The 17,409-nt window shown below is 72.7% G+C and carries 18 protein-coding genes; 6 read left to right on the top strand and 12 right to left on the bottom strand.

Annotated elements, in window-relative coordinates:
* Window positions 1-34 precede the first annotated feature (34 nt).
* From AB0K25_RS10810 to AB0K25_RS10790, 5 genes are read right to left on the bottom strand one after another with little or no spacing between them, the layout of a single operon-like run.
* The gene (locus AB0K25_RS10810; protein ID WP_363819721.1) at window positions 35-793 is read right to left on the bottom strand and encodes an ATP/GTP-binding protein; all 759 of its coding nucleotides are present in this window, start codon (window positions 791-793) and stop codon (window positions 35-37) included.
* Window positions 771-1,244, bottom strand: a complete 474-nt coding sequence (locus AB0K25_RS10805; protein ID WP_208567834.1) for a DUF742 domain-containing protein — start codon at window positions 1,242-1,244, stop codon at window positions 771-773. Before AB0K25_RS10805 ends, AB0K25_RS10810 begins: the two co-directional genes overlap by 23 nt.
* Window positions 1,241-1,711 (bottom strand): roadblock/LC7 domain-containing protein, encoded by a 471-nt coding sequence (locus AB0K25_RS10800; RefSeq protein ID WP_208567835.1) that lies wholly within the window; start codon window positions 1,709-1,711, stop codon window positions 1,241-1,243. The genes AB0K25_RS10805 and AB0K25_RS10800 overlap by 4 nt, the downstream gene beginning before the upstream one ends.
* Entirely contained in the window at window positions 1,708-4,458 is a 2,751-nt protein-coding gene (locus tag AB0K25_RS10795) for a nitrate- and nitrite sensing domain-containing protein (RefSeq protein ID WP_363819717.1), read from the bottom strand. The genes AB0K25_RS10800 and AB0K25_RS10795 overlap by 4 nt, the downstream gene beginning before the upstream one ends.
* The gene (locus AB0K25_RS10790) at window positions 4,445-5,632 is read right to left on the bottom strand and encodes a hypothetical protein (RefSeq protein WP_219464975.1); all 1,188 of its coding nucleotides are present in this window, start codon (window positions 5,630-5,632) and stop codon (window positions 4,445-4,447) included. Before AB0K25_RS10790 ends, AB0K25_RS10795 begins: the two co-directional genes overlap by 14 nt.
* 368 nt (window positions 5,633-6,000) lie before the next feature.
* Between AB0K25_RS10790 and AB0K25_RS10785 the strand changes: the two genes are divergently transcribed.
* Window positions 6,001-8,871 (top strand): alpha/beta fold hydrolase, encoded by a 2,871-nt coding sequence (locus AB0K25_RS10785; protein WP_363819714.1) that lies wholly within the window; start codon window positions 6,001-6,003, stop codon window positions 8,869-8,871.
* Window positions 8,871-9,842: an ABC transporter permease subunit gene (locus AB0K25_RS10780; protein WP_363819711.1), complete on the top strand. Its 972-nt coding sequence runs from the start codon at window positions 8,871-8,873 to the stop codon at window positions 9,840-9,842. Before AB0K25_RS10785 ends, AB0K25_RS10780 begins: the two co-directional genes overlap by 1 nt.
* 106 nt (window positions 9,843-9,948) lie before the next feature.
* Here the strand turns inward: AB0K25_RS10780 and AB0K25_RS10775 are convergent, their stop codons facing one another.
* From AB0K25_RS10775 to AB0K25_RS10765, 3 genes are read right to left on the bottom strand one after another with little or no spacing between them, the layout of a single operon-like run.
* Complete coding sequence (locus AB0K25_RS10775) at window positions 9,949-10,209, bottom strand: hypothetical protein (protein WP_219464973.1); 261 nt, start codon at window positions 10,207-10,209, stop codon at window positions 9,949-9,951.
* Window positions 10,197-10,460: a DivIVA domain-containing protein gene (locus AB0K25_RS10770; RefSeq protein ID WP_219464972.1), complete on the bottom strand. Its 264-nt coding sequence runs from the start codon at window positions 10,458-10,460 to the stop codon at window positions 10,197-10,199. The genes AB0K25_RS10775 and AB0K25_RS10770 overlap by 13 nt, the downstream gene beginning before the upstream one ends.
* Entirely contained in the window at window positions 10,457-11,053 is a 597-nt protein-coding gene (locus tag AB0K25_RS10765) for a hypothetical protein (RefSeq protein WP_219464969.1), read from the bottom strand. Before AB0K25_RS10765 ends, AB0K25_RS10770 begins: the two co-directional genes overlap by 4 nt.
* Before the next feature lie 258 nt (window positions 11,054-11,311).
* Between AB0K25_RS10765 and AB0K25_RS10760 the strand changes: the two genes are divergently transcribed.
* Window positions 11,312-11,536, top strand: a complete 225-nt coding sequence (locus AB0K25_RS10760; protein WP_219464966.1) for a winged helix-turn-helix domain-containing protein — start codon at window positions 11,312-11,314, stop codon at window positions 11,534-11,536.
* 24 nt (window positions 11,537-11,560) lie between these two features.
* Here the strand turns inward: AB0K25_RS10760 and AB0K25_RS10755 are convergent, their stop codons facing one another.
* The 4 genes from AB0K25_RS10755 to AB0K25_RS10740 all read right to left on the bottom strand — a co-directional run bounded on the left by AB0K25_RS10755 (window position 11,561) and on the right by AB0K25_RS10740 (window position 14,839).
* Window positions 11,561-12,358, bottom strand: coding sequence for a hypothetical protein (locus AB0K25_RS10755; RefSeq protein ID WP_219464964.1), 798 nt, complete (start codon window positions 12,356-12,358; stop codon window positions 11,561-11,563).
* 8 nt (window positions 12,359-12,366) lie between these two features.
* The gene (locus tag AB0K25_RS10750; protein ID WP_219464963.1) at window positions 12,367-12,843 is read right to left on the bottom strand and encodes a hypothetical protein; all 477 of its coding nucleotides are present in this window, start codon (window positions 12,841-12,843) and stop codon (window positions 12,367-12,369) included.
* A gap of 170 nt (window positions 12,844-13,013) precedes the next feature.
* Window positions 13,014-14,186 (bottom strand): HAMP domain-containing sensor histidine kinase, encoded by a 1,173-nt coding sequence (locus AB0K25_RS10745; RefSeq protein WP_219464962.1) that lies wholly within the window; start codon window positions 14,184-14,186, stop codon window positions 13,014-13,016.
* A complete protein-coding gene (locus tag AB0K25_RS10740) occupies window positions 14,183-14,839 on the bottom strand; it encodes a response regulator transcription factor (protein ID WP_208567840.1) in 657 nt (218 codons plus the stop codon). The genes AB0K25_RS10745 and AB0K25_RS10740 overlap by 4 nt, the downstream gene beginning before the upstream one ends.
* Window positions 14,840-14,964: 125 nt before the next feature.
* On the opposite strand from AB0K25_RS10740, the gene AB0K25_RS10735 reads away from it, so the two are divergent.
* The 3 genes from AB0K25_RS10735 to AB0K25_RS10725 all read left to right on the top strand — a co-directional run bounded on the left by AB0K25_RS10735 (window position 14,965) and on the right by AB0K25_RS10725 (window position 17,361).
* On the top strand, window positions 14,965-15,510 hold the full coding sequence (locus tag AB0K25_RS10735; protein WP_208567841.1) for a hypothetical protein: 546 nt from the start codon (window positions 14,965-14,967) through the stop codon (window positions 15,508-15,510).
* A 77-nt stretch (window positions 15,511-15,587) separates the two neighbouring features.
* Entirely contained in the window at window positions 15,588-16,646 is a 1,059-nt protein-coding gene (locus AB0K25_RS10730; protein WP_308290925.1) for a peptidoglycan-binding domain-containing protein, read from the top strand.
* Window positions 16,647-16,674: 28 nt separating this feature from the next.
* Entirely contained in the window at window positions 16,675-17,361 is a 687-nt protein-coding gene (locus AB0K25_RS10725; RefSeq protein ID WP_208567932.1) for an ABC transporter ATP-binding protein, read from the top strand.
* The last annotated feature ends 48 nt before the right edge of the window (window positions 17,362-17,409 follow it).

The following is a 17,409-nucleotide window of genomic DNA, read 5'->3' as shown; positions in this document are numbered from 1 at the left end:
TCTCCCGTGGAAACGGCCCCGAGCGCCGATTCGTTCAGATGCCCTTCTCCCGCACCGCCCGGTCCAGTGCCCGGTCCAGGACGACCAGCAGGGCGTCCCGCACCGAGAGCCGGTCCCTGGCGTCGAACTGCACCAGCGGTACGTGGTCACCGATCGCCAGCGCCCACCGGATCGCGCCCAGCTCGTGCGTCAGCCGACCGTCGAAGGTGTTCACCCCGACCACGAAGGGCAGGCCGGCCCGCTCGAAGAAGTCGATCGCCGGGTAGCAGTCGTCCAGCCGGGAGCTGTCCACCACCACCAGCGCGCCGAGCGCCCCCCGGGCCAGGTCGTCCCACATGAAGCCGAACCGGTCCTGGCCCGGTGTGCCGAACAGGTAGAGCTTCAGGCTCCGGTCGATGGTCACGCAGCCGAAGTCCATCGCCACCGTGGTGGTGGTCTTCGTGCTGCGGGTCCCCGGATCGTCCACGCCGATGCCGGCGCTGGTCATCTCGGCCTCGGTGGTGAGCGGGGCGATCTCGGAGATCGCGCCGACCGTGGTCGTCTTGCCCACCCCGAAACCGCCGGCGATCAGGAGCTTGACCGGGATCGGTGGGGCGACGGCCGGCCCGGTCCCGGTACGGGTGTCCGGCGCGGGCACGGTCGCCGCCGCCGGTCGGTACGCCGGTGGCGGCGACGGGTGCGGCGGTGCCGTCGGGGGGCCGCCCACCGGCTGCCCGTAGCGGGCGGAGGCACTGTTCGCGGCGAGCCCGCCGAGCGGGGCGACCGGCCATTCAGGAGATCGCACGGAGTCCATCAATCACTCGCAGGATGAGGTCGGGGTCAAATGCGTCGTCGACGGCGCCGACGTGCACGTCGAGGTGGCCGGCGGCCCGCAGGTCACCGACCAGCACCCGGGTCACGCCGAGCTGTAGCCGCATCCGGGCGGAGATCTCGGCCACCGAGATCGGTTCAGCGCACAGGGCGACGATCGCCTGTAGCTCGGGGGCGAGCAGGGCCGACAGCAGCGCCGCCCGGGCCGGCTCGGACCGGGCGGTGACCTGGGTCTCCAGGCCGATGGCCGGGTCCGCGCCGGCCACCCGTCCAGCGGTCAGTACGAACGGGCGGGGGCTGGCCGGTCGGTCGGTCTGCGGTTCGGGGGCGGGGACCGGTGTCGCTGTCCCGTCCCCCGTCGGGGCGCGCAGGTAGGGGCGGACCCGGACCGACGGTTCGGGTTCCGGTTCCGCACCGGCGGCGTCCCGGGTCATTGCTGAACGGCGTTCTTCAGCTCGGCGATGAGTCTCGGTGTCAGCGCCCCGCCGGCCCGGCCGGCGAAGAGCGTCATCTCGTACGCGACGGTGCCCAGGTTGGCCGACCGGTCGGCGATCACGCCGAGTACCGAGCCGCTGCTGATCGCGGTGATCAGCAGGTAACCGTCGGCCATGTCCACGATCACCCGGTTGAGCCCGCCGAGGGCGTACCAGCTGGCGGCACCGCCGGCCAGGCTGGTCATGCCGGAGACGACGGCCGCGAGGCGTTCCGCGTTGGACCGGTCCTTGATCGACGACATGGCCATCAGCAGCCCGTCGGAGGAGACCGCGATGGCCTCCAGGACACCGGCGGTGCTGGAGGTGAACGAGTCCAACAGCCAGTTGAAGGTGCGCGCCTCCGCGCTGAGATCCCCGGCCGGGTGGTTCTGGTAGTCGACGTTCTCGTGTACGTGCGGGCTGGTCACCGTGTCGTTCCTTCTTCAGTGCGGTGGTCGGGACGGACTTCGCGTAGAGCCCGGGCGACGCCCGTCTCGAACGCGTTGATGAGATCGCGGACCTCGCCGGGATCTCCCGGATGCTGGCTGGGCGGTTGCCGAGGGGGTGAGACGGCCAGGTTGGCGCCTGGTACCCGTCGGGTCAGGCGGGGTGTCGCCGGCTCGGCTGGGGGTGCGGCGGCGGGCCTTGCCTGTTCGGCCCGCTGTACCCCGGACTGGAACTGCTCGACCAGGGCGCGGGCGGCGGCCGGGTCGGCCCGGGTGCCGTCCACCGGGCCGACGACGGGGGCGGTGTGCGGCAGGCTGGCCCCGGGAACCCGCTGCCGGATCCCGGGCGGCGGGGCGGGCCGGTCCGTGGGGAGCGGGGTGGCCTGCGCGACCGTGGGGAGCATGGTGGCCTGCGGGACCGTCGTACGGGGCTGGGCGTCTGCCGGGGTCACCGTGGCGGTGCCCCGGACCGGCGGGGCCGCCCCGGCGACGACCGGGTCGGTGTCGGCGGGCGCGGCCGGTTGCGGGTCGGCCGGCACGGTGCCGAACGCGTCCCAGGGGCCGGCGGATTCCATGCTGCGGGTCGCCTTGCTGAGCAGCGTCGGATCGAATCCGGGCAATGCCGTGGGGTCGACCAGTGGCCAGGTCGGCCCCGCCTCCACCAGCGGCCGGCTCGGCGCCGCGTCGACGGGTGGCCGGGTCGGCGTCGCGTCGAGCACGGCCGGTGTCCGGCCGGTCCGGGCCGGTCCGTCGACACCGGGCGCGGCGGTGGTCCCGGCCCGGTCCCGCGACGGGAGTACGGCGGGGCCGGCCGTGGTGGGCCGGTCCCGGGAGGACAGGGCGGCGCGGGCGACGGGTTGCCCGTGACGCCCGGTGGTGGCGCGCACCAGGGCGGAACCGGGGAGCACCAGGCTGGCGGTCACCCCACCACCGGCGGTCGGGGTGAGTTCCACCGCCCAGCCGTGCCGGCGGGCCAGCCGACCCACCACGAAGAGCCCGAGCACCTCGGACGGGGCCAGGTCCAGCCGTTCCCGGCGGGTGAACCTGGCGTTCTCCTCGGCCAGCCGCTGCTCGCTCATGCCGATGCCCTGGTCGATCACGGCCAACCGGGCACCGTCGTCGGTCGGTTCGGCGGTGACCACGACCCGGGTGTGCGGCGGGGAGAACACGGTGGCGTTCTCCATCAGCTCGGCCAGGGCCAGCACCAGGTCGCCGATGATCGCCGGTACGGCGACCACCTCCGGGGGGACCCGCACGTCCACCCGGGTGTAGTCCTCGATCTCACCGAGCGCCAACCGGACCACGTCGGCCACCGGGACCGGTGCGACGTGTGCGTCGTCGCCCGCCGCGCCGGAGAGCACCACCAGGCTGCCCGCGTTACGGCGCAGCCGGCTGGAGATGTGGTCGAGCCGGTACAGGTGCTCCAGCCGGCCCGGCTCGGTCTCCTGCTGCTCCAGTCGGTCGATCAGGGCGATCTGCCGGCCGACCAGGTTCTGGGTACGTCGGCCGACGTGACCGAACATCTGGGCCACGTTGCGTCGGCTCGCCACCTGCCGTTCCACCAGCCGGGCGGCGGTGTTCTGCACCCGTTCGAAGGCGCGGGCCAGGTCGCCGATCTCGTCGCGGGCACCCACGTCGACCGGGTCGAGGCGGACCGGTGGGACGGTCTCCGACTCGTCGTCGGCGACCCGGACCAGCTCGGACTCGGCGACCCGGGCGACCCGGTCGGCGGAGCGGGTGAGCCGGGTGAGCGGCCGGGCCACCGCCCGGCCGACCGCGATGGTGAGCAGGATGACCGCGATCAGGACCAGGACGATCAGCAGGGTCACCCAGTACGCCCCGGCGAGCGCCACCTGCCGGTCGGCGCGCACCTCGGCGGTGACGTCGGCGGCCAGTTTCTTCTCCACGAACTGGCCCAGGGTGATCATCGAGGAGACGGTGGGGAAGAGGGTCGCCACGTCCAGCGAGCCGATCGCCGTGGCCGGGTCCAGGGCGCTCTGGTTGATGAAGTTCGGGCCGGTGCGGTTGGCGACCGCCACTTCCTCCAGGGTGAGCAGGTCGAGCTGCTCGGGGGTGACCAGGGCCTGGAGCCGGGCGCTCTCGTCGGAGAGGACGGCGAAGTTCGCCACGTAGGCGGTGACGGTCTGGGCGCTGGGCCGGGCGGCGACCAGCACGATCAGGGTGGCGCCGGCGCTGAGGCTCTCACCGGTGCGCAGCAGGCCGTCCAGGGCCAGCACCTGCCGCCCGGTCGGGGTGCGGGTGTCCGCGTTGAGGCGGAGCTGAAGTGAGTTGATCAGGGCGGTGTTCACCGGCCCGTATCCGGCCATGAGCTGGTCCGGGCCGGTCTGCCCGGCCACCGCCGCCGTCCGCAGGGCGGCCAGTTGGCGTACCCCGTCCAGGGCGGTGTCGACCTCTGCCGGCAGGGCGTCGCCGAACTCGGCGCGCAGGTCGGCGATCCGGTCGTCCACCTCGGCGACCTTCTGCACCAGGTCGGTGCGCTCGACCTGCTTGAGCAGCAGGCCGATGGCGAGCAGGCGTTCCTGCTGGAGGTGTTGGAGGATCGTGCCGACCCGGCTGGCGATCCGGACCCGGTCGGCGAGGTCGCCGGCCCGCTGCGCCACGGTGGCCCGGTCCCAGACCACCGGCACGGTGAGCCCGACCATGCAGAGCAGGGGGACCATCAGCAGTAGGGCCAGCTTGCCCCGGATCCGGAGCCTACCGAGCAGCATCGAAGGGCCTCCACCGGTCGGGTTCGGAGCTCTGGCCCACCGGCTGGAGCACCGGCACCGGTCCGGCCGGTGGCCGACCGGACCGCGTCGGCGGCTCCCACCGGGTGGCGGCGGTGGTTTCGGCCGGGTCGCCGGGTGCGGTGTCCCGGCCGGGCGGGGTGCCGGTGCGGCGCGGCAGCCAACCGCTCGCGCCGAGCGCCGCCAGGAGCAGCACGGCCACCCCGCCGGCGGCGAGGATCAGCAGGTCGTCGCGGTCGAGCTGGTCGATGCGCTGGCGGAGGAGCCGGTCCAGTTCGTCGAGGATGACCGGCTGGAGTTCCCGGGCGGCGGTCTGCGCCTGGCTCCGGGCAGCGGTGAGTTTCGTCAGGTCGACCGCTTGCGTACGGTTGTCTGGCTGGGACAGCGCCGCCAACGCCTCGACCGCCCGCTGGTAGTTGTCGAACGGGGTGAGCACGTCCGCGCCGATGCCGGCGCTCTCCGAGGTCTCCACCACCGTCTGGAGGTCGTCGACCAGGTCGCCCGCCGGTTGCAGGGCGGCGAACCGGAGGGTCGCCAGTTGGCCCAGGGAACGGGCCTGTTCGGCGGCGGGTCGTCGTGGCATCAGCACGGCCAGGTCGACGAGCCGGCCGGCGGCGACCACGGCCTCCGGCATCTCCTCGCCGACGCCGTCCTGGAGGAAGTACGAGTCGGAGCCGGGGTCCCGGATCAGGCCGGAGGTCTCCCGGATCTTGCCGTGCAGGGCCAACAGCAGATCGGTGACCTCGCCGTACGCGGTGAAGGCGACCTCCGGGTCGGTGAGTGACCGGCTCGGCAGTCCCTCCAGTTTGGCCCGCAGCCCGGCCCACCGCTCGGTGCTGCGCAGCTCGCCGCCGATGCGGGTGTCGACCGCTGCGGCCGCCTCCACCGCCCGGTCCAGGGCGTCGCGGGGCACCGAACGGCCGGCGACGGCGGCGGTCTGCACGTTCACCAGCGCCTCGGTGACCGGGCCGAGGACGCGCAGGTACTCGACGCCGAGGCGTTCCCGTTCGGCCAGCTCCCGGTCGGCGTCCACCAACTGGTGACCCCGTACGACGAGGAACGCCACCGGCAGCAGCAGCGCGGTGGCGAGTAGCAACGGCAACAGGCGGCCCGGTGTCCTGGGCCGTCGACGGACCCGCGAGGCGGGAACGGTCATGGTGGTCTCCTCCGGCGGCGGCGCAGGGGGTCGGGGATGGCGTGGAACTTCGGTCCCGTGCGTCGGACCGGAACCTAATCGAAGGGCGATCCCTGGCCGGAGGTCTGCACCGGTCAGTTTTGCGTCACTTCGAGTGATGTGACGCGACATCAACCTTCCCGACACGCTCCGTACTGTTGTCGGAGTGACATGCTCGTTTCCATTGTGATATAGCGCATTAAGCGTGAATTCACGGAGTCCGAACTCGTTCTGGGTGAACGCCGGGTGACCTTGTGCGTTTGACCTGTCCGGCCGACGATTGGCCGACCAGGACGGACGTACGGCGGATCTCAGCCAACGCTCAGGTTCCGGGCCGTACCGTGAGCCGAATGAAATCGCCGCTGTCGGCTGCCCGGCTCCGCCGTGCCCTGCCCACCGGTCGCCGCGCGGTCGCCGCGTCGGTGGGCGTCGTCCTGCTGGCGGGGGTCGTCGGCTGGGCGGTCTGGCCGGACCGGCCGGATTTCCGCACCGAGTCGACCGCGCTCACCGTGCGCTCCGGGCCCGGCGGCGACGAGCCCGTCGACCTGGACACCACGCTCTACCTGCCGCGCGGCGCTACGGCCGACCGGAAGGTCCCGGCCGTGCTGCTGGCGCACGGCTTCGGCGGTACGAAGGACTCCGTCCGCGCCGACGCCGAGGACCTGGTGGGGCAGGGCTACGCGGTGCTGACCTGGACGGCGCGGGGCTTCGGCCGCAGCGGCGGGCAGATCCACCTGGACAGCCCCGACTACGAGGTGCGCGACGCCCAGCGGCTGCTGGACTGGCTGGCCGCCCGCCCCGAGGTGCGTACCGACGCCGCCGGTGACCCCCGGGTCGGGGTGGTCGGCGGCTCGTACGGCGGCGGGCTGGCCCTGCTGCTGGCCGCGCAGGACCCCCGGGTCGACGCGATCGTCCCCATGATCACCTGGAACGATCTGTCCCGCGCCTTCCTGCCGGAGAACACCGGCAAGCCGGCCACCGAGGGCGTGTTCAAGAAGGGCTGGGCCGGCATCTTCTTCGGCGGTGGCGGCAGCGCCGGTTCCGGGCCGGCCGGGCTGTCCGGCAACACCGCCGCGGCCCAGCCGGAAGGGGCACCCGCGTCGGCCGGTGCGCCCAGCCCTCGGCCCGGTGGCGGCCCGGGCAGCGGATCGTCGCGCGCCCCGGGGGCCGCCGCCGACCCGTCCTGTGGCCGGTTCGCCGCCGACGTCTGCGCCGCGTACCTGCGGATCGCCACCACCGGGCGGGCCGACCAGGCGGCGGTGGACCTGCTCCGGCGTTCCTCCCCGGCCGACGTGCTGGGCCGGATCAAGGCCCCCGCCCTGCTGGTGCAGGGCGAGGCGGACACCCTCTTCCCGCTCACCGAGGCGGACGCCAACGCACGCGGCATCGCCGCCGCCGGCACCCCCGTGCGGGTGGCCTGGTTCACCGGCGGCCACGACGGCGGCACCGGCCCGACAAGCGACTCCGACCGGGTGAAGTACCTGACCGTGCAGTGGCTGGACCACTACGTCAAGGGCACCGGCGCGGCCCCCGGCGACGACTTCACGTTCTCCCGGATCGCCGGTTTCGACGCCCTCGACCGGGGCCTCGTCGCCACCGGTTACCGCACCGCCGACTATCCCGGGGTGACCGGGGACGCCCGGCGCGAGGTGCCGGTCACCGGGCCGGCCCAACCGGTCGCCAACCCGCCCAACGGCAACCCGGCGGCGATCTCGGCGATCCCGTTCGCCGGGTCGCTCGGCTCCCTGCTCGACGGGGTCGCCGGCGACGTACCCGGCCAGCACGCCCGGTTCGAGTCGACACCGCTGACCGAGGCGGTGGACGTGGTGGGTGCACCCACCGTCACCGTCCGGGCCGCGTCGGCGACCGGCGAGGCGGTCCTGTTCGCCAAGCTCTACGACGTCGACCCGGCCGGTGCGGCGACGCTGCCCGACGGGCTGGTCGCCCCGATCCGGTTGACCGGCCTGCCGGCCACCATCGACGCCGCGCAGCCGGTCCAGGTGACCCTGCCGGCGATCGTCCGCCGGGTCGAGGCCGGGCACCGGCTGCGGGTGGTGCTGGCCACCGCCGACCAGGCGTACACCACACCTGCCGAGCCGGCCGTCTACACGGTGGCGGTCGACGGGGCGGTGAGCCTGCCGACGGTCACCGCCACCCCGATCCCGACCACCGCCACGGTGTGGCGCTGGGTGCTGGTCGGCCTGCTGGCCGCGATCCTGGGCGGGCTCGTCGTGGTCGTCGCCGTGGTCCGCCGCCGGCACCGCCGCCAGGACGACTCCGTCCATCCCGAGTACGCGGGCATCCCGCTCGCCGTCCGTGACCTGCGCAAGGAGTACGCGGACGGGTTCGTCGCGGTGTCCCGGGTGGACTTCGAGGTGCACCCCGGCCAGGTGATGGGCCTGCTCGGCCCGAACGGCGCCGGCAAGACCACCACCCTGCGGGTGCTGATGGGGTTGACCCAGCCGACCGCCGGGGAAATCTACGTCTTCGGACACCGGCTGGTGCCCGGCTCGCCGGTGCTGTCGCGGATCGGCGCGCTGGTGGAGGGGCCCGGTTTCCTGCCGCACCTGTCCGGCCTGGACAACCTGAGGGCGTACTGGCGGGCGACCGGGCGGCCGTGGGCCGACGCGCACTTCGACGAGGCGTTGGAGATCGCCGGCCTGGGCGACTCGGTGCACCGGCGGACCAAGAACTACAGCCACGGCATGCGGCAGCGGCTGGCCATCGCGCAGGCCATGCTGGGCCTGCCGGAGCTGCTGGTGCTCGACGAGCCGACCGACGGGCTCGACCCGCCGCAGATCGCCGAGATGCGCCGGGTCCTCCAGCGGTACGCCACCGACGGCCGGGCGGTGCTGGTCTCCAGTCACCTGCTGGCCGAGGTGGAGCAGACCTGCACGCACGCGGTGGTGGTCAACAAGGGCCGGATCGTCGCCTCGGGCCCGGTGGAGGAGATCGTCGGCGAGTCGCCGAGCACCCTGTTCGAGGTGACCGACCAGGCCGCCGCGCGGGCGGTGCTGAGTCGCCTCGACGCGGTGCAGGTGCTGACCGCCGACGACGCCGGTGGGCTGGTGGTGGACACGAACGGGACCGCCCGCAGCGAGGTGGTGGCCGAGCTGGTCCGGGCCGGGATCGGGGTGGACCGGGTGGTGCCACGGCGTCGCCTGGAGGACGCGTTCCTCGCCCTGGTGGGCGAGAACTCTCGGGGAAGCGGTGACCGGTGATGGCAGGTTCTGCGGCGGGTTCGGCGTCGGGCCGGGGACCGGACGGCGGCACGACGGCGGGCGGCTCGGCCTCCGTCGGCACGGCTCCGGGCGGGTCCGGGCGGGGATCGTTCGGGCCGGGTGGGGCGGCGGTCGGGTACCGGCCGGGGGCGACCCTGCCGTTCGGGGCGGAGTTCCGCCGGCAGGCGTCGCGGCGGCGTACCCAGTTGGCACTCGGTTTCATGGTGCTGCTGCCGTTGATCATTCTGGTGGCGTTCCAGTTCGAGTCCGGGGACGACGACGGCAGCGGGCGCGGCGAGTTCTCCAGCCTCGCCGACCTGGCCACCTCGGGCGGGCTCAACTTCACCCTCTTCTCGATCCTGGTGTCGGCGTCGTTCCTGCTGGTCGTGGTGGTGGCGCTGTTCTGCGGTGACACGGTGGCCAGCGAGGCGAGCTGGGGCAGCCTGCGCTACCTGCTGGCGGTGCCGGTGCCCCGGGCCCGACTGTTGACGGTGAAGCTGCTGGTGGCGCTGGCGTACTCCGGGCTGGCCCTGCTGTTGTTGGCCGGCACGGCCCTGCTCGCCGGCACCCTGCGCTACGGCTGGTCGCCGCTGACCAGCCAGGTCGCCGCCGAGCTGACCCCGACCGAGGGGCTGGTACGGCTGCTGGCGGTGCTCGGCTACCTGGCGGTGGTCCTGCTGGTGGTGGCCGGGCTGGCGTTCCTGCTGTCGGTGATCACGGATGCTGCGCTGGGCGCGGTCGGCGGCGCGGTGCTGCTGTGGATCCTGTCCAGCATCCTGGATCAGATCACCGCGCTGGGGGCGCTGCGCGACTTCCTGCCGACCCACTACAGCAGCGCCTGGCTGGGCCTGCTGTCCACCCCGATGCAGACCGACGACGTGGTCCGGGGCGCGATCTCGGCGATCAGCTACGCCACCCTGTTCTGGGGGCTGGCCTTCTGGCGCTTCACCCGCAAGGACGTCACGAGCTGACGGCCGGTCTGACCCGGCCCGGCGGGCGGGGCAGTCGGGCGGCTCGCGGGCCGATAGTGCGCCATCACTGCTGTCGGACACCGCACCATCGGCCCCGTTGAGTCGATCATTCCGTCGTCAGGGCGCACCCGCCGTCGTGGCCGGCGGTGCGACCGCAGCGGCCGGGGCCGCCGAGCGGGGCGTCGCACCAGATCCGGGTACGCACGGACTGCCGGTCCTCCGGCGACAGGGTCGTCTCGCCGAAGTCGACGGCGAGCACGTGCCCGAGCGAACGACGCAACGCCATCGCCAGGGCGGCGACCTCGTCGACACTGGTCAGCCTGGTCGGCAGGTGGATGATCCAGCACGGGTCGGTCACCGTGGCCACCACCTGTTCCGGGCCGCTCTCGTCCGGCGGCAGTCGGCGTGCCCCGATCCCCACCGCCGCAGCGCCACCCGGATGCGCTCACCCTCGGTGGTGGCGGTCGCCAGGTCACGGGTGACCCGTTCCAGCTCGTCGGCGACCTGGTCGAGGAAGGCGTACACCTGCTCGGGGTCGAGGCCGCGCCACCGACGGGTGCCGAAGGTGACGGTGCGGACGTGCTGCGGCAGCAGCCGCCGCCCGGCTCGATAGATCATCCTGTCTCGCCCTTCCTGGCCGGTCGGGGTGCCGCACCTGACAACCCGTCGGTGTACGACCCCAGTGCGGCGACGGCAGCGGCCAGACACTCGGCCATCAGGTCGAGCTGCTCGGCGGCGCACCGCCACTGCCGCGCGGTCGTCTCGGTGTCGTGCCGCCCCGGTGGGGTGGTGACCCCGGTGGGGTCGGTCGGCGCGGCCTCGGCGGGGGCCGCGTCGCGGAGCTGCTGGCCGGCGGCGGTGACCCGGCCCGGGAGCTGCCGAATCCGACCGGCTGCCGCACTCCACCGGCCACGGACGGTATCCAGCGTCTCGACGAGGTCGCCGATGGTGCCCGGCTCGACGTGCCCGGCGGCGACCCGCAGCCGGCGTACCCCGTCGGTGACCTGCTGATCGACCTCGGCGGCCAGGTCGAGGGCGTCACCGCCGCTGCGTCGGGCCAGCCGGAGCGCCGGGTGGGTGCATCCCCCGCCGACGCGTTCCAGCAGCACCATCCCGGCGGCCACCTCGAGGTACGTCTCCCGCAGCTCGGCGGCGACCTGCTCGGCCGCCCGTATCGCGCTGGCGACCGGCACCTCCGTACTCGTCTCCACCGTGTCTCCTCTGCCTACGTGGGTGCCGGGGCAGCGCGCCGACCAACCTGGAAGGGGGTTCCAGCCGATCCGTACGCGCTGCCCCGGCCCTGTCCGGGTGCGGGACCCGGGGGATGAGTCGACCCTGTTTTGCCGACGAGGGCCGCTCGTCCCCAACATATGATGCCTAGTGTTAGAGGTGCAAGCCCTGACACGCTTAGAACTTGATGTCATAAGGGAACGGTGGTCAGATGGTGGTGCCGACGAGGGAGCACCGCCATGTCCGTGACGCCTTACTACGTACGCATCTCCGACGAGATCCGCGAACGGATCACCTCGGGTGACCTCCAACCTGGCGACAAGCTGCCGTCAATCGCCCAACTGTGTGCGCAGTACGGCGTCTCCACTCAGGTCATCCGCTCGGTCATGCTGACGTTGCGTGCCGAAGGGCTGGTGGAGGGGCATCAGGGGCGCGGGGTCTACGTGCGGAGTCGTACCGGGTGAGTGGCCGCGAACCGCTCCCACCCACTATCGCAGCGCGGCCTGCGGGGGCGGTACGACCTTGTCGAGTTGCCGTTCGAGGCTGAGCGGGTCATCGAAGAATTCGACGTCGCTGACGGTCCGCAACTCGGCGACGATCGCTGCCGGCCAGTCGCGCGCCGAGCCGTCCAGCGCCGCGACCCGGCTCTCTCGCGCGATCGTCGACAGGCCGAAGACGTGGTAGCAGTGCTCGGCTGCCTGGTCCGGGTCGCGCAGGCTGACAGCCTGGACATAGGCCGCCTTACTGTCGTTGGCGACCCGCAGGGTGACCGGCCGGTTCCGTCCTGACTCCAGCGGAATCGGAGCGTCCCGTTGAAGCTGACGGCCACGCCCAGCCCAGACGGTGACCCGGTCTGCGACCCGATCGACGAATCTCATCCCCGCCTGCCGTGGGGCGAGCCAGCGCAGCTGATCGGTGCGGAGGGAAGCCTGGGCGACGTCGAGCACCAGCCTGCCCAGATCGTCAGCGGCCCCGAAGGTGGTGATTTCACCGGGTGCCGCATTCACCCCGTTGAGGCCGCCTCCAGCCATGATCTCGCGAAATGCCTCGGCAGCGCGGCCGGCGAACAGGTTCACGCCAGCCATGGCCAACAGGGAAGCGGCGGCTGCACGATCGGTCACCCGGTAGCCGGAGCCCATCGGCTCGACCAGCACCCGTACGCCGTCGCCGTCGCCATAGGTCAGCGGCAGATCGACCAGTAGACCGTCTCCGTAGGGGTGCACGACGGTGTTGTCGTTGACGGCCCGGAGGACAGCACCGATGACGGTCGCGGCGTCCACGGTCATCTCCCTCCTCACGGCTCCCGCCAGATGAAGTCGTCCCCGATCGCGATGAAACACTCCGCAGCGAACGCTTCCAGGATCGCACGGTACGTGCCGGGTGCGACCCTCGGTTGCAGCGGAACGGTGGGGATGTCGTCTGGTTCGTAGGCGCCCTCTTCACCGCCACCGGGCTCGCTGCGGTGCTTGTGCGTACCGGGAAACGGGGGATGCGGGGCGTTCAGGCAGAGCCGGCGAGCGGAGAAGCCCAGGCGACCCTCGCCGGCGAGATACTGAAGCGCCGGCTCGCTCGGCTTCAGCTCGTTGACGGTCATCCGTAGCCGGCACGGAGCGAGCGCTTCGATGCCGGTGACGACCCGGATCAGGCCCTGCTTGATCACGGGGCTCCTGGCGGTCCACGTCATGCCGCCCACGGTGGTCGCGGCCGCAAGCGGTGACAGCAGGGTACCCAGATTGGCGGCCGTGATCAGGGGGGACACCTGCCGACTCACGATCGCAGCCTTCCTGCCTCCAGAGGTGACGATGTGAGACCACCTCGCTCTGTGTCGGGCCGGACACTATCGGAGACGGCGGCCATGGATGCAGTAGCAGCGCTCGTGTCGAGTCACGACCTGCCATTGGTGCCCGGGCCCTCATACCAGTGGTCGGGCGCGGAGCCGGGTCAGCCGGTGGTGGGAAGGGAGACGGTGACCACCAGGCCGCCGTCGGGGCGGGGGACGGCCCGCACCGTTCCGCCGTGCGCCCGCGCCACCGCCCGGACGATGGAAAGCCCCAGGCCGAAGCCCCGCTGACCGGCGACCCGTTCCCGGTTGAGCCGGCGGAACGGCAGGAACATCGTCTCGATCTCGTACCCGGGCACCACCGGCCCGCTGTTGCTGACGGTCAGGGTGGCCCGACCGTCGACCACGGCCGTGGCGACCGAGAGCCAGCCGCCGGTGTCGACGTTGTGCCTGACGGCGTTCTCCACCAGGTTCTGGGTGAGCCGTTCCAGCAGGACCGGGTCGCCGGCCGTCCGCGCCGGGGCCAGTTCGCGGGTGACGGCGAGCGTGGTGGACCGGCCGGTCTGCTCCGCGACGTGACCGGCGACCTCGGCGAGGTCCACCTCGGTGTGTTCGGCCAGCGCGTTCTCCGAGTCGGCGAGGGTGAGCAGCCCGTCGATCAGCCGTTCGTGGCGTTCGTTGACGGCCAGCAGGGTCTCGCCGAGCTGTCGTAGCTCGGGCGGGGCGTCCGGGCGGGTGATCGCCAACTCGACCAGGGACCGGTTGATCGCCAGGGGCGTACGCAGCTCGTGGGAGGCGTTGGCGACGAAGCGCCGCTGCCCGTCGAAGGACCGGTCGAGGCGTTCGAGCATCAGGTCGAAGGTGTCGGCCAGCTCCTTCACCTCGTCGGTCGGCCCGGCCAGGGCGATCCGTTCGTGTAGTCCCCGGCCGGCCCCGTCGGCTCCGGCGATGCGACGGGCGGTGCCGGTGATCTGCTGCAACGGCTGCAACGCCCGGCCGGCGACCAGCCAACCGAACGCGACCGCGGCGATGGTCACCACGGCCAGGGCCACTCCGCCCTGGGTGAGCAGCGAGTCGAGGGCGTCCCGGCGGGCGTCGTCCTGCACCTGGCGGACGATGGCGCGCAGGTGTTCGGCCTGGTTGGCGTTGATCTGGGTGCCCTGGGGCAGCGAGATCGACTCCTTGCCACCGGTCCCGCGCAGGTTGAACCCGAGACCGTGGGCGAGCCGCTGGTCCACCAGCACGTACGTCACGGCGAGCAGTACCGTGCCGGCGAGCAGGAACAGGCCACCGTAGATGAGGGTCAGCCTGGCCCGGATGGTCGGTTTCCTCATCGGATCTGGTATCCCACCCCGGGCACCGTCTCGATGACGGGTGGGTCGCCGAGCTTGCGCCGCAGCTTCATCACGGTGACCCGCAGCACGTTGGTCATCGGGTCGATGTGCTCGTCCCAGGCCCGTTCGAGGAGGTCCTCGGCGGAGACCACCGCGCCGTCGGCGCGTAGCAGCTCGGCCAGCACGCCGAACTCCTTGCGGGACAGCGGCACGAAGTTCCCGTCCCGGGTGACCTGCAACCGGGACGGGTCGAGGACGATCCCGGCCCGGGTCAGCTGCGGTGGGGCGGCGGGGCGGGTGCGTCGGGTCAACGCGTGCACCCGGGCGCTCAGCTCGACGAACGCGAACGGTTTGGTGAGGTAGTCGTCGGCGCCGATGGCCAGGCCGGCGACCCGTTCCCGGACGGCGGCGGCGGCGGTCAGCATCAGGATCCGGGTGTCCCGTTCGGCACTGACCAGGGCGCGGCAGACGTCGTCGCCGTGCACGACCGGCAGGTCCCGGTCGAGCACGACCACGTCGTACCCGTTGACGCCGATGCGTTCCAGGGCGGCGTCGCCGTCGTAGGCGACGTCGACCGCGAACGACTCCCGGCGGAGCCATTCGGCGATCGCGTCCGCGAGCAGTTTCTCGTCCTCGCACACCAGTACGCGCACCGTTCCATCCTCGCCTATGCCGGGATAACCACCGCGTTAACGTTGCCGTTTACGCCCTGGATACCGCCTCAGGAGTTGAGTTATCCCTAATGCCGGCTGTCTGCCGGTCGGAAGGGAGACCAACGATGCGACGAAATCAGCTGAGCCTGCTCCTGGCCCTGCCCGTGGTGGCGGTCCTCGCCCTGAGCGGTTGTCAGTCCGATGCCGCCGACGACTCCGGGGTGGCCAGCGCCGGTGGTGGCGGCGCGGAGCCCTCGCTCTCCGCCGCCGCGGCGATGAGCGACGAGGAACGCCAGCTCAAGTTCACCACGTGTCTGCGGGAACAGGGGCTCGACGTGCCGGACCCGCAGCCGGGGCAGAAGGGGCCCCGGTTCAACGGCGGGTCGGACGTGGACCCGGCCAAGGTGCAGTCGGCGCTGCAGCAGTGCCGCGAGTTCGCCCCCAACGGCGGGCAGCCCCGGCAGCTCGACGCGGGCCAGGTCGAGCAGGTCCGCAAGCTGGCCCGGTGCATGCGGGAGAACGGCGTGCCGAACTTCCCGGACCCGGCCGCCGACGGCCGCATCCAGCCCGGTCGGGCCGACATCGACCTGAAGGACCCGGCGGTGCGGACCGCGTTCGACAAGTGCCGGGAGACCGTGCCCAACCTCGGTGAACGTCGGGGGACGTCATGACCGGCGCATCCCGATCCGCTGACCCGTCCGTCACCGGCCCGGCTGCGTCTGCGGTCCGGCGGCGACGCCCGCGACCGGTGTTCCTGCTCGGGGCGGCGGGGCTGCTCGTGGTGGCGGTGGCGGCAACGGCGGTCACCTTCGCCAGTGACGGCCACGCCGACCGTGCGACGTCGTCCGACCGCAGGCCGCCGTCGTCCGCCAAGGTCACCCGGCAGACCCTGGTCGACCGGGAGACCAAGAACGGCGAGCTGGGGTACGGCACCCCGCGCGCCCGGGACAGCCGGCTGAGCGGGACGGTCACCTGGCTCGCCGAGGGCGGCGCGACGGTCAAGCGGGGTAAGACGCTCTACCGGATCGACGACGAACCGGTGGTGCTGCTCTACGGTGGCCTGCCCGCGTACCGGGTGCTGCGTTCCGGGGTCAGCGGCACCGACGTCAAACAGTTCGAGCAGAACCTCGCCGCGCTCGGGCACGACGGTTTCACCGTCGACGAGGATTTCACCTCGGCGACCGCCGACGCGGTCCGGGACTGGCAGGAGGACCTGGGTCTGCCGGAGACCGGGCAGGTCGAGCCGGGCCGGATCGTCTACGCCCCCGGTGAGGTCCGGGTGGAGAGCCACGGCGTGGAGGTGGGCGACACCGTCGGTGCGGGCAAGGTGGTCCTCTCGACCACCGGTACCACCCGCCTGGTCACCTGCACCCTCGACGTGGAGGACCAGCGGTTGGCCCGCAAGGGCGCGGAGGTGACCATCACGCTGCCCGACGGCACCCGCAGCACCGGCAAGGTCGACACGGTCGAGACGGTGGTGCAGACCTCGGCGGCGACGACGGGCAAGGAGTCGGAGACCGACACCAAGATCGAGGTGACCGTCACCGGGGACGACGCCAAGGCGCTGGCCGGCTACGACAAGGCGGCGGTGGACGTCGGCCTCGTCGCCTCGGAACGCGCCGACGTGCTCACCGTGCCGGTCGCGGCACTGCTCAACCTGGCCGAGGGCGGCTACGGGCTGGAGGTGGTCGAGGAGGGTGGCACCCGGATCGTCGCGGTGCGTACCGGCCTGTTCGCCGACGGCCGGGTGGAGGTCTCCGGCGACGCGGTCACCGAGGGGCTGACCGTGGGGATGCCCGGTGACTGAGCCGCCCCGGGCCGACCACCCGGACCACGTGGTCGAGCTGCGTGACGTGACGAAACGCTACGGCGACACGGTCGCCGCCCTCGGTGGGGTGTCGATGAGCGTCGACCGGGGGGCCCTGGTGGCCATCGTCGGCCCGTCCGGCTCGGGGAAGTCCACCATGCTCAACGTGATCGGCACCCTGGACCGGCCCACCTCGGGCGCGGTCCACATCGACGGGTACGACGCCGCGCGGTTGTCCGACCGGGAACTGTCCGCGCTGCGGGCCAGCCGGATCGGCTTCGTGTTCCAGCAGTTCCACCTGGCTGCCGGCGTACCCCTGGTGGAGAACGTGGCGGACGGCCTGCTCTATGCCGGGGTGCCCCGGCGGGAGCGGCGGCGGCGGGCGGAGGCGGCGCTGCGACGGGTCGGCCTGGGACACCGGCTGGACCACCGGCCGCACCAGCTCTCCGGCGGGGAGCGGCAGCGGGCGGCGATCGCCCGTGCGGTGGTCGGTGAACCGCCGCTGCTGCTGGCCGACGAGCCGACGGGCAACCTCGACTCCAGCTCCGGCGCGGGGGTGATGGAGCTGCTGCACGAGCTACACGCGGCCGGTACCACCATCGTGGTGATCACCCACGACCGGGAGATCGCGGCGAGCCTGCCCCGGCAGGTGCAGATGCGCGACGGGCTGATCGTGGCGGACTCCGCCGCCCTGACCGAGGGGGTGCTGCGATGACCACCACGCCGCTGCGGTCGACGGGCGCGGCCCGGCGAAGCGGTGCGG

The organism is Micromonospora sp. NPDC049257 (assembly GCF_040678915.1).
GTDB lineage: Bacteria > Actinomycetota > Actinomycetes > Mycobacteriales > Micromonosporaceae > Micromonospora > Micromonospora antibiotica.
This window is presented reverse-complemented; position numbering and strand designations above follow the sequence as displayed.

Excerpts from the sequence above, each read along its gene's own strand:
- AB0K25_RS10810 (WP_363819721.1), bottom strand. The coding sequence starts at position 793 with ATGGACTCCGTGCGATCTCCTGAATGGCCGGTCGCCCCGCTCGGCGGG.
- AB0K25_RS10805 (WP_208567834.1), bottom strand. The coding sequence starts at position 1,244 with ATGACCCGGGACGCCGCCGGTGCGGAACCGGAACCCGAACCGTCGGTC.
- AB0K25_RS10795 (WP_363819717.1), bottom strand. The coding sequence starts at position 4,458 with ATGCTGCTCGGTAGGCTCCGGATCCGGGGCAAGCTGGCCCTACTGCTG.
- AB0K25_RS10790 (WP_219464975.1), bottom strand. The coding sequence starts at position 5,632 with ATGACCGTTCCCGCCTCGCGGGTCCGTCGACGGCCCAGGACACCGGGC.
- AB0K25_RS10785 (WP_363819714.1), top strand. The coding sequence starts at position 6,001 with ATGAAATCGCCGCTGTCGGCTGCCCGGCTCCGCCGTGCCCTGCCCACC.
- AB0K25_RS10780 (WP_363819711.1), top strand. The coding sequence starts at position 8,871 with ATGGCAGGTTCTGCGGCGGGTTCGGCGTCGGGCCGGGGACCGGACGGC.
- AB0K25_RS10770 (WP_219464972.1), bottom strand. The coding sequence starts at position 10,460 with ATGATCTATCGAGCCGGGCGGCGGCTGCTGCCGCAGCACGTCCGCACC.
- AB0K25_RS10760 (WP_219464966.1), top strand. The coding sequence starts at position 11,312 with ATGTCCGTGACGCCTTACTACGTACGCATCTCCGACGAGATCCGCGAA.
- AB0K25_RS10755 (WP_219464964.1), bottom strand. The coding sequence starts at position 12,358 with ATGACCGTGGACGCCGCGACCGTCATCGGTGCTGTCCTCCGGGCCGTC.
- AB0K25_RS10745 (WP_219464962.1), bottom strand. The coding sequence starts at position 14,186 with ATGAGGAAACCGACCATCCGGGCCAGGCTGACCCTCATCTACGGTGGC.
- AB0K25_RS10735 (WP_208567841.1), top strand. The coding sequence starts at position 14,965 with ATGCGACGAAATCAGCTGAGCCTGCTCCTGGCCCTGCCCGTGGTGGCG.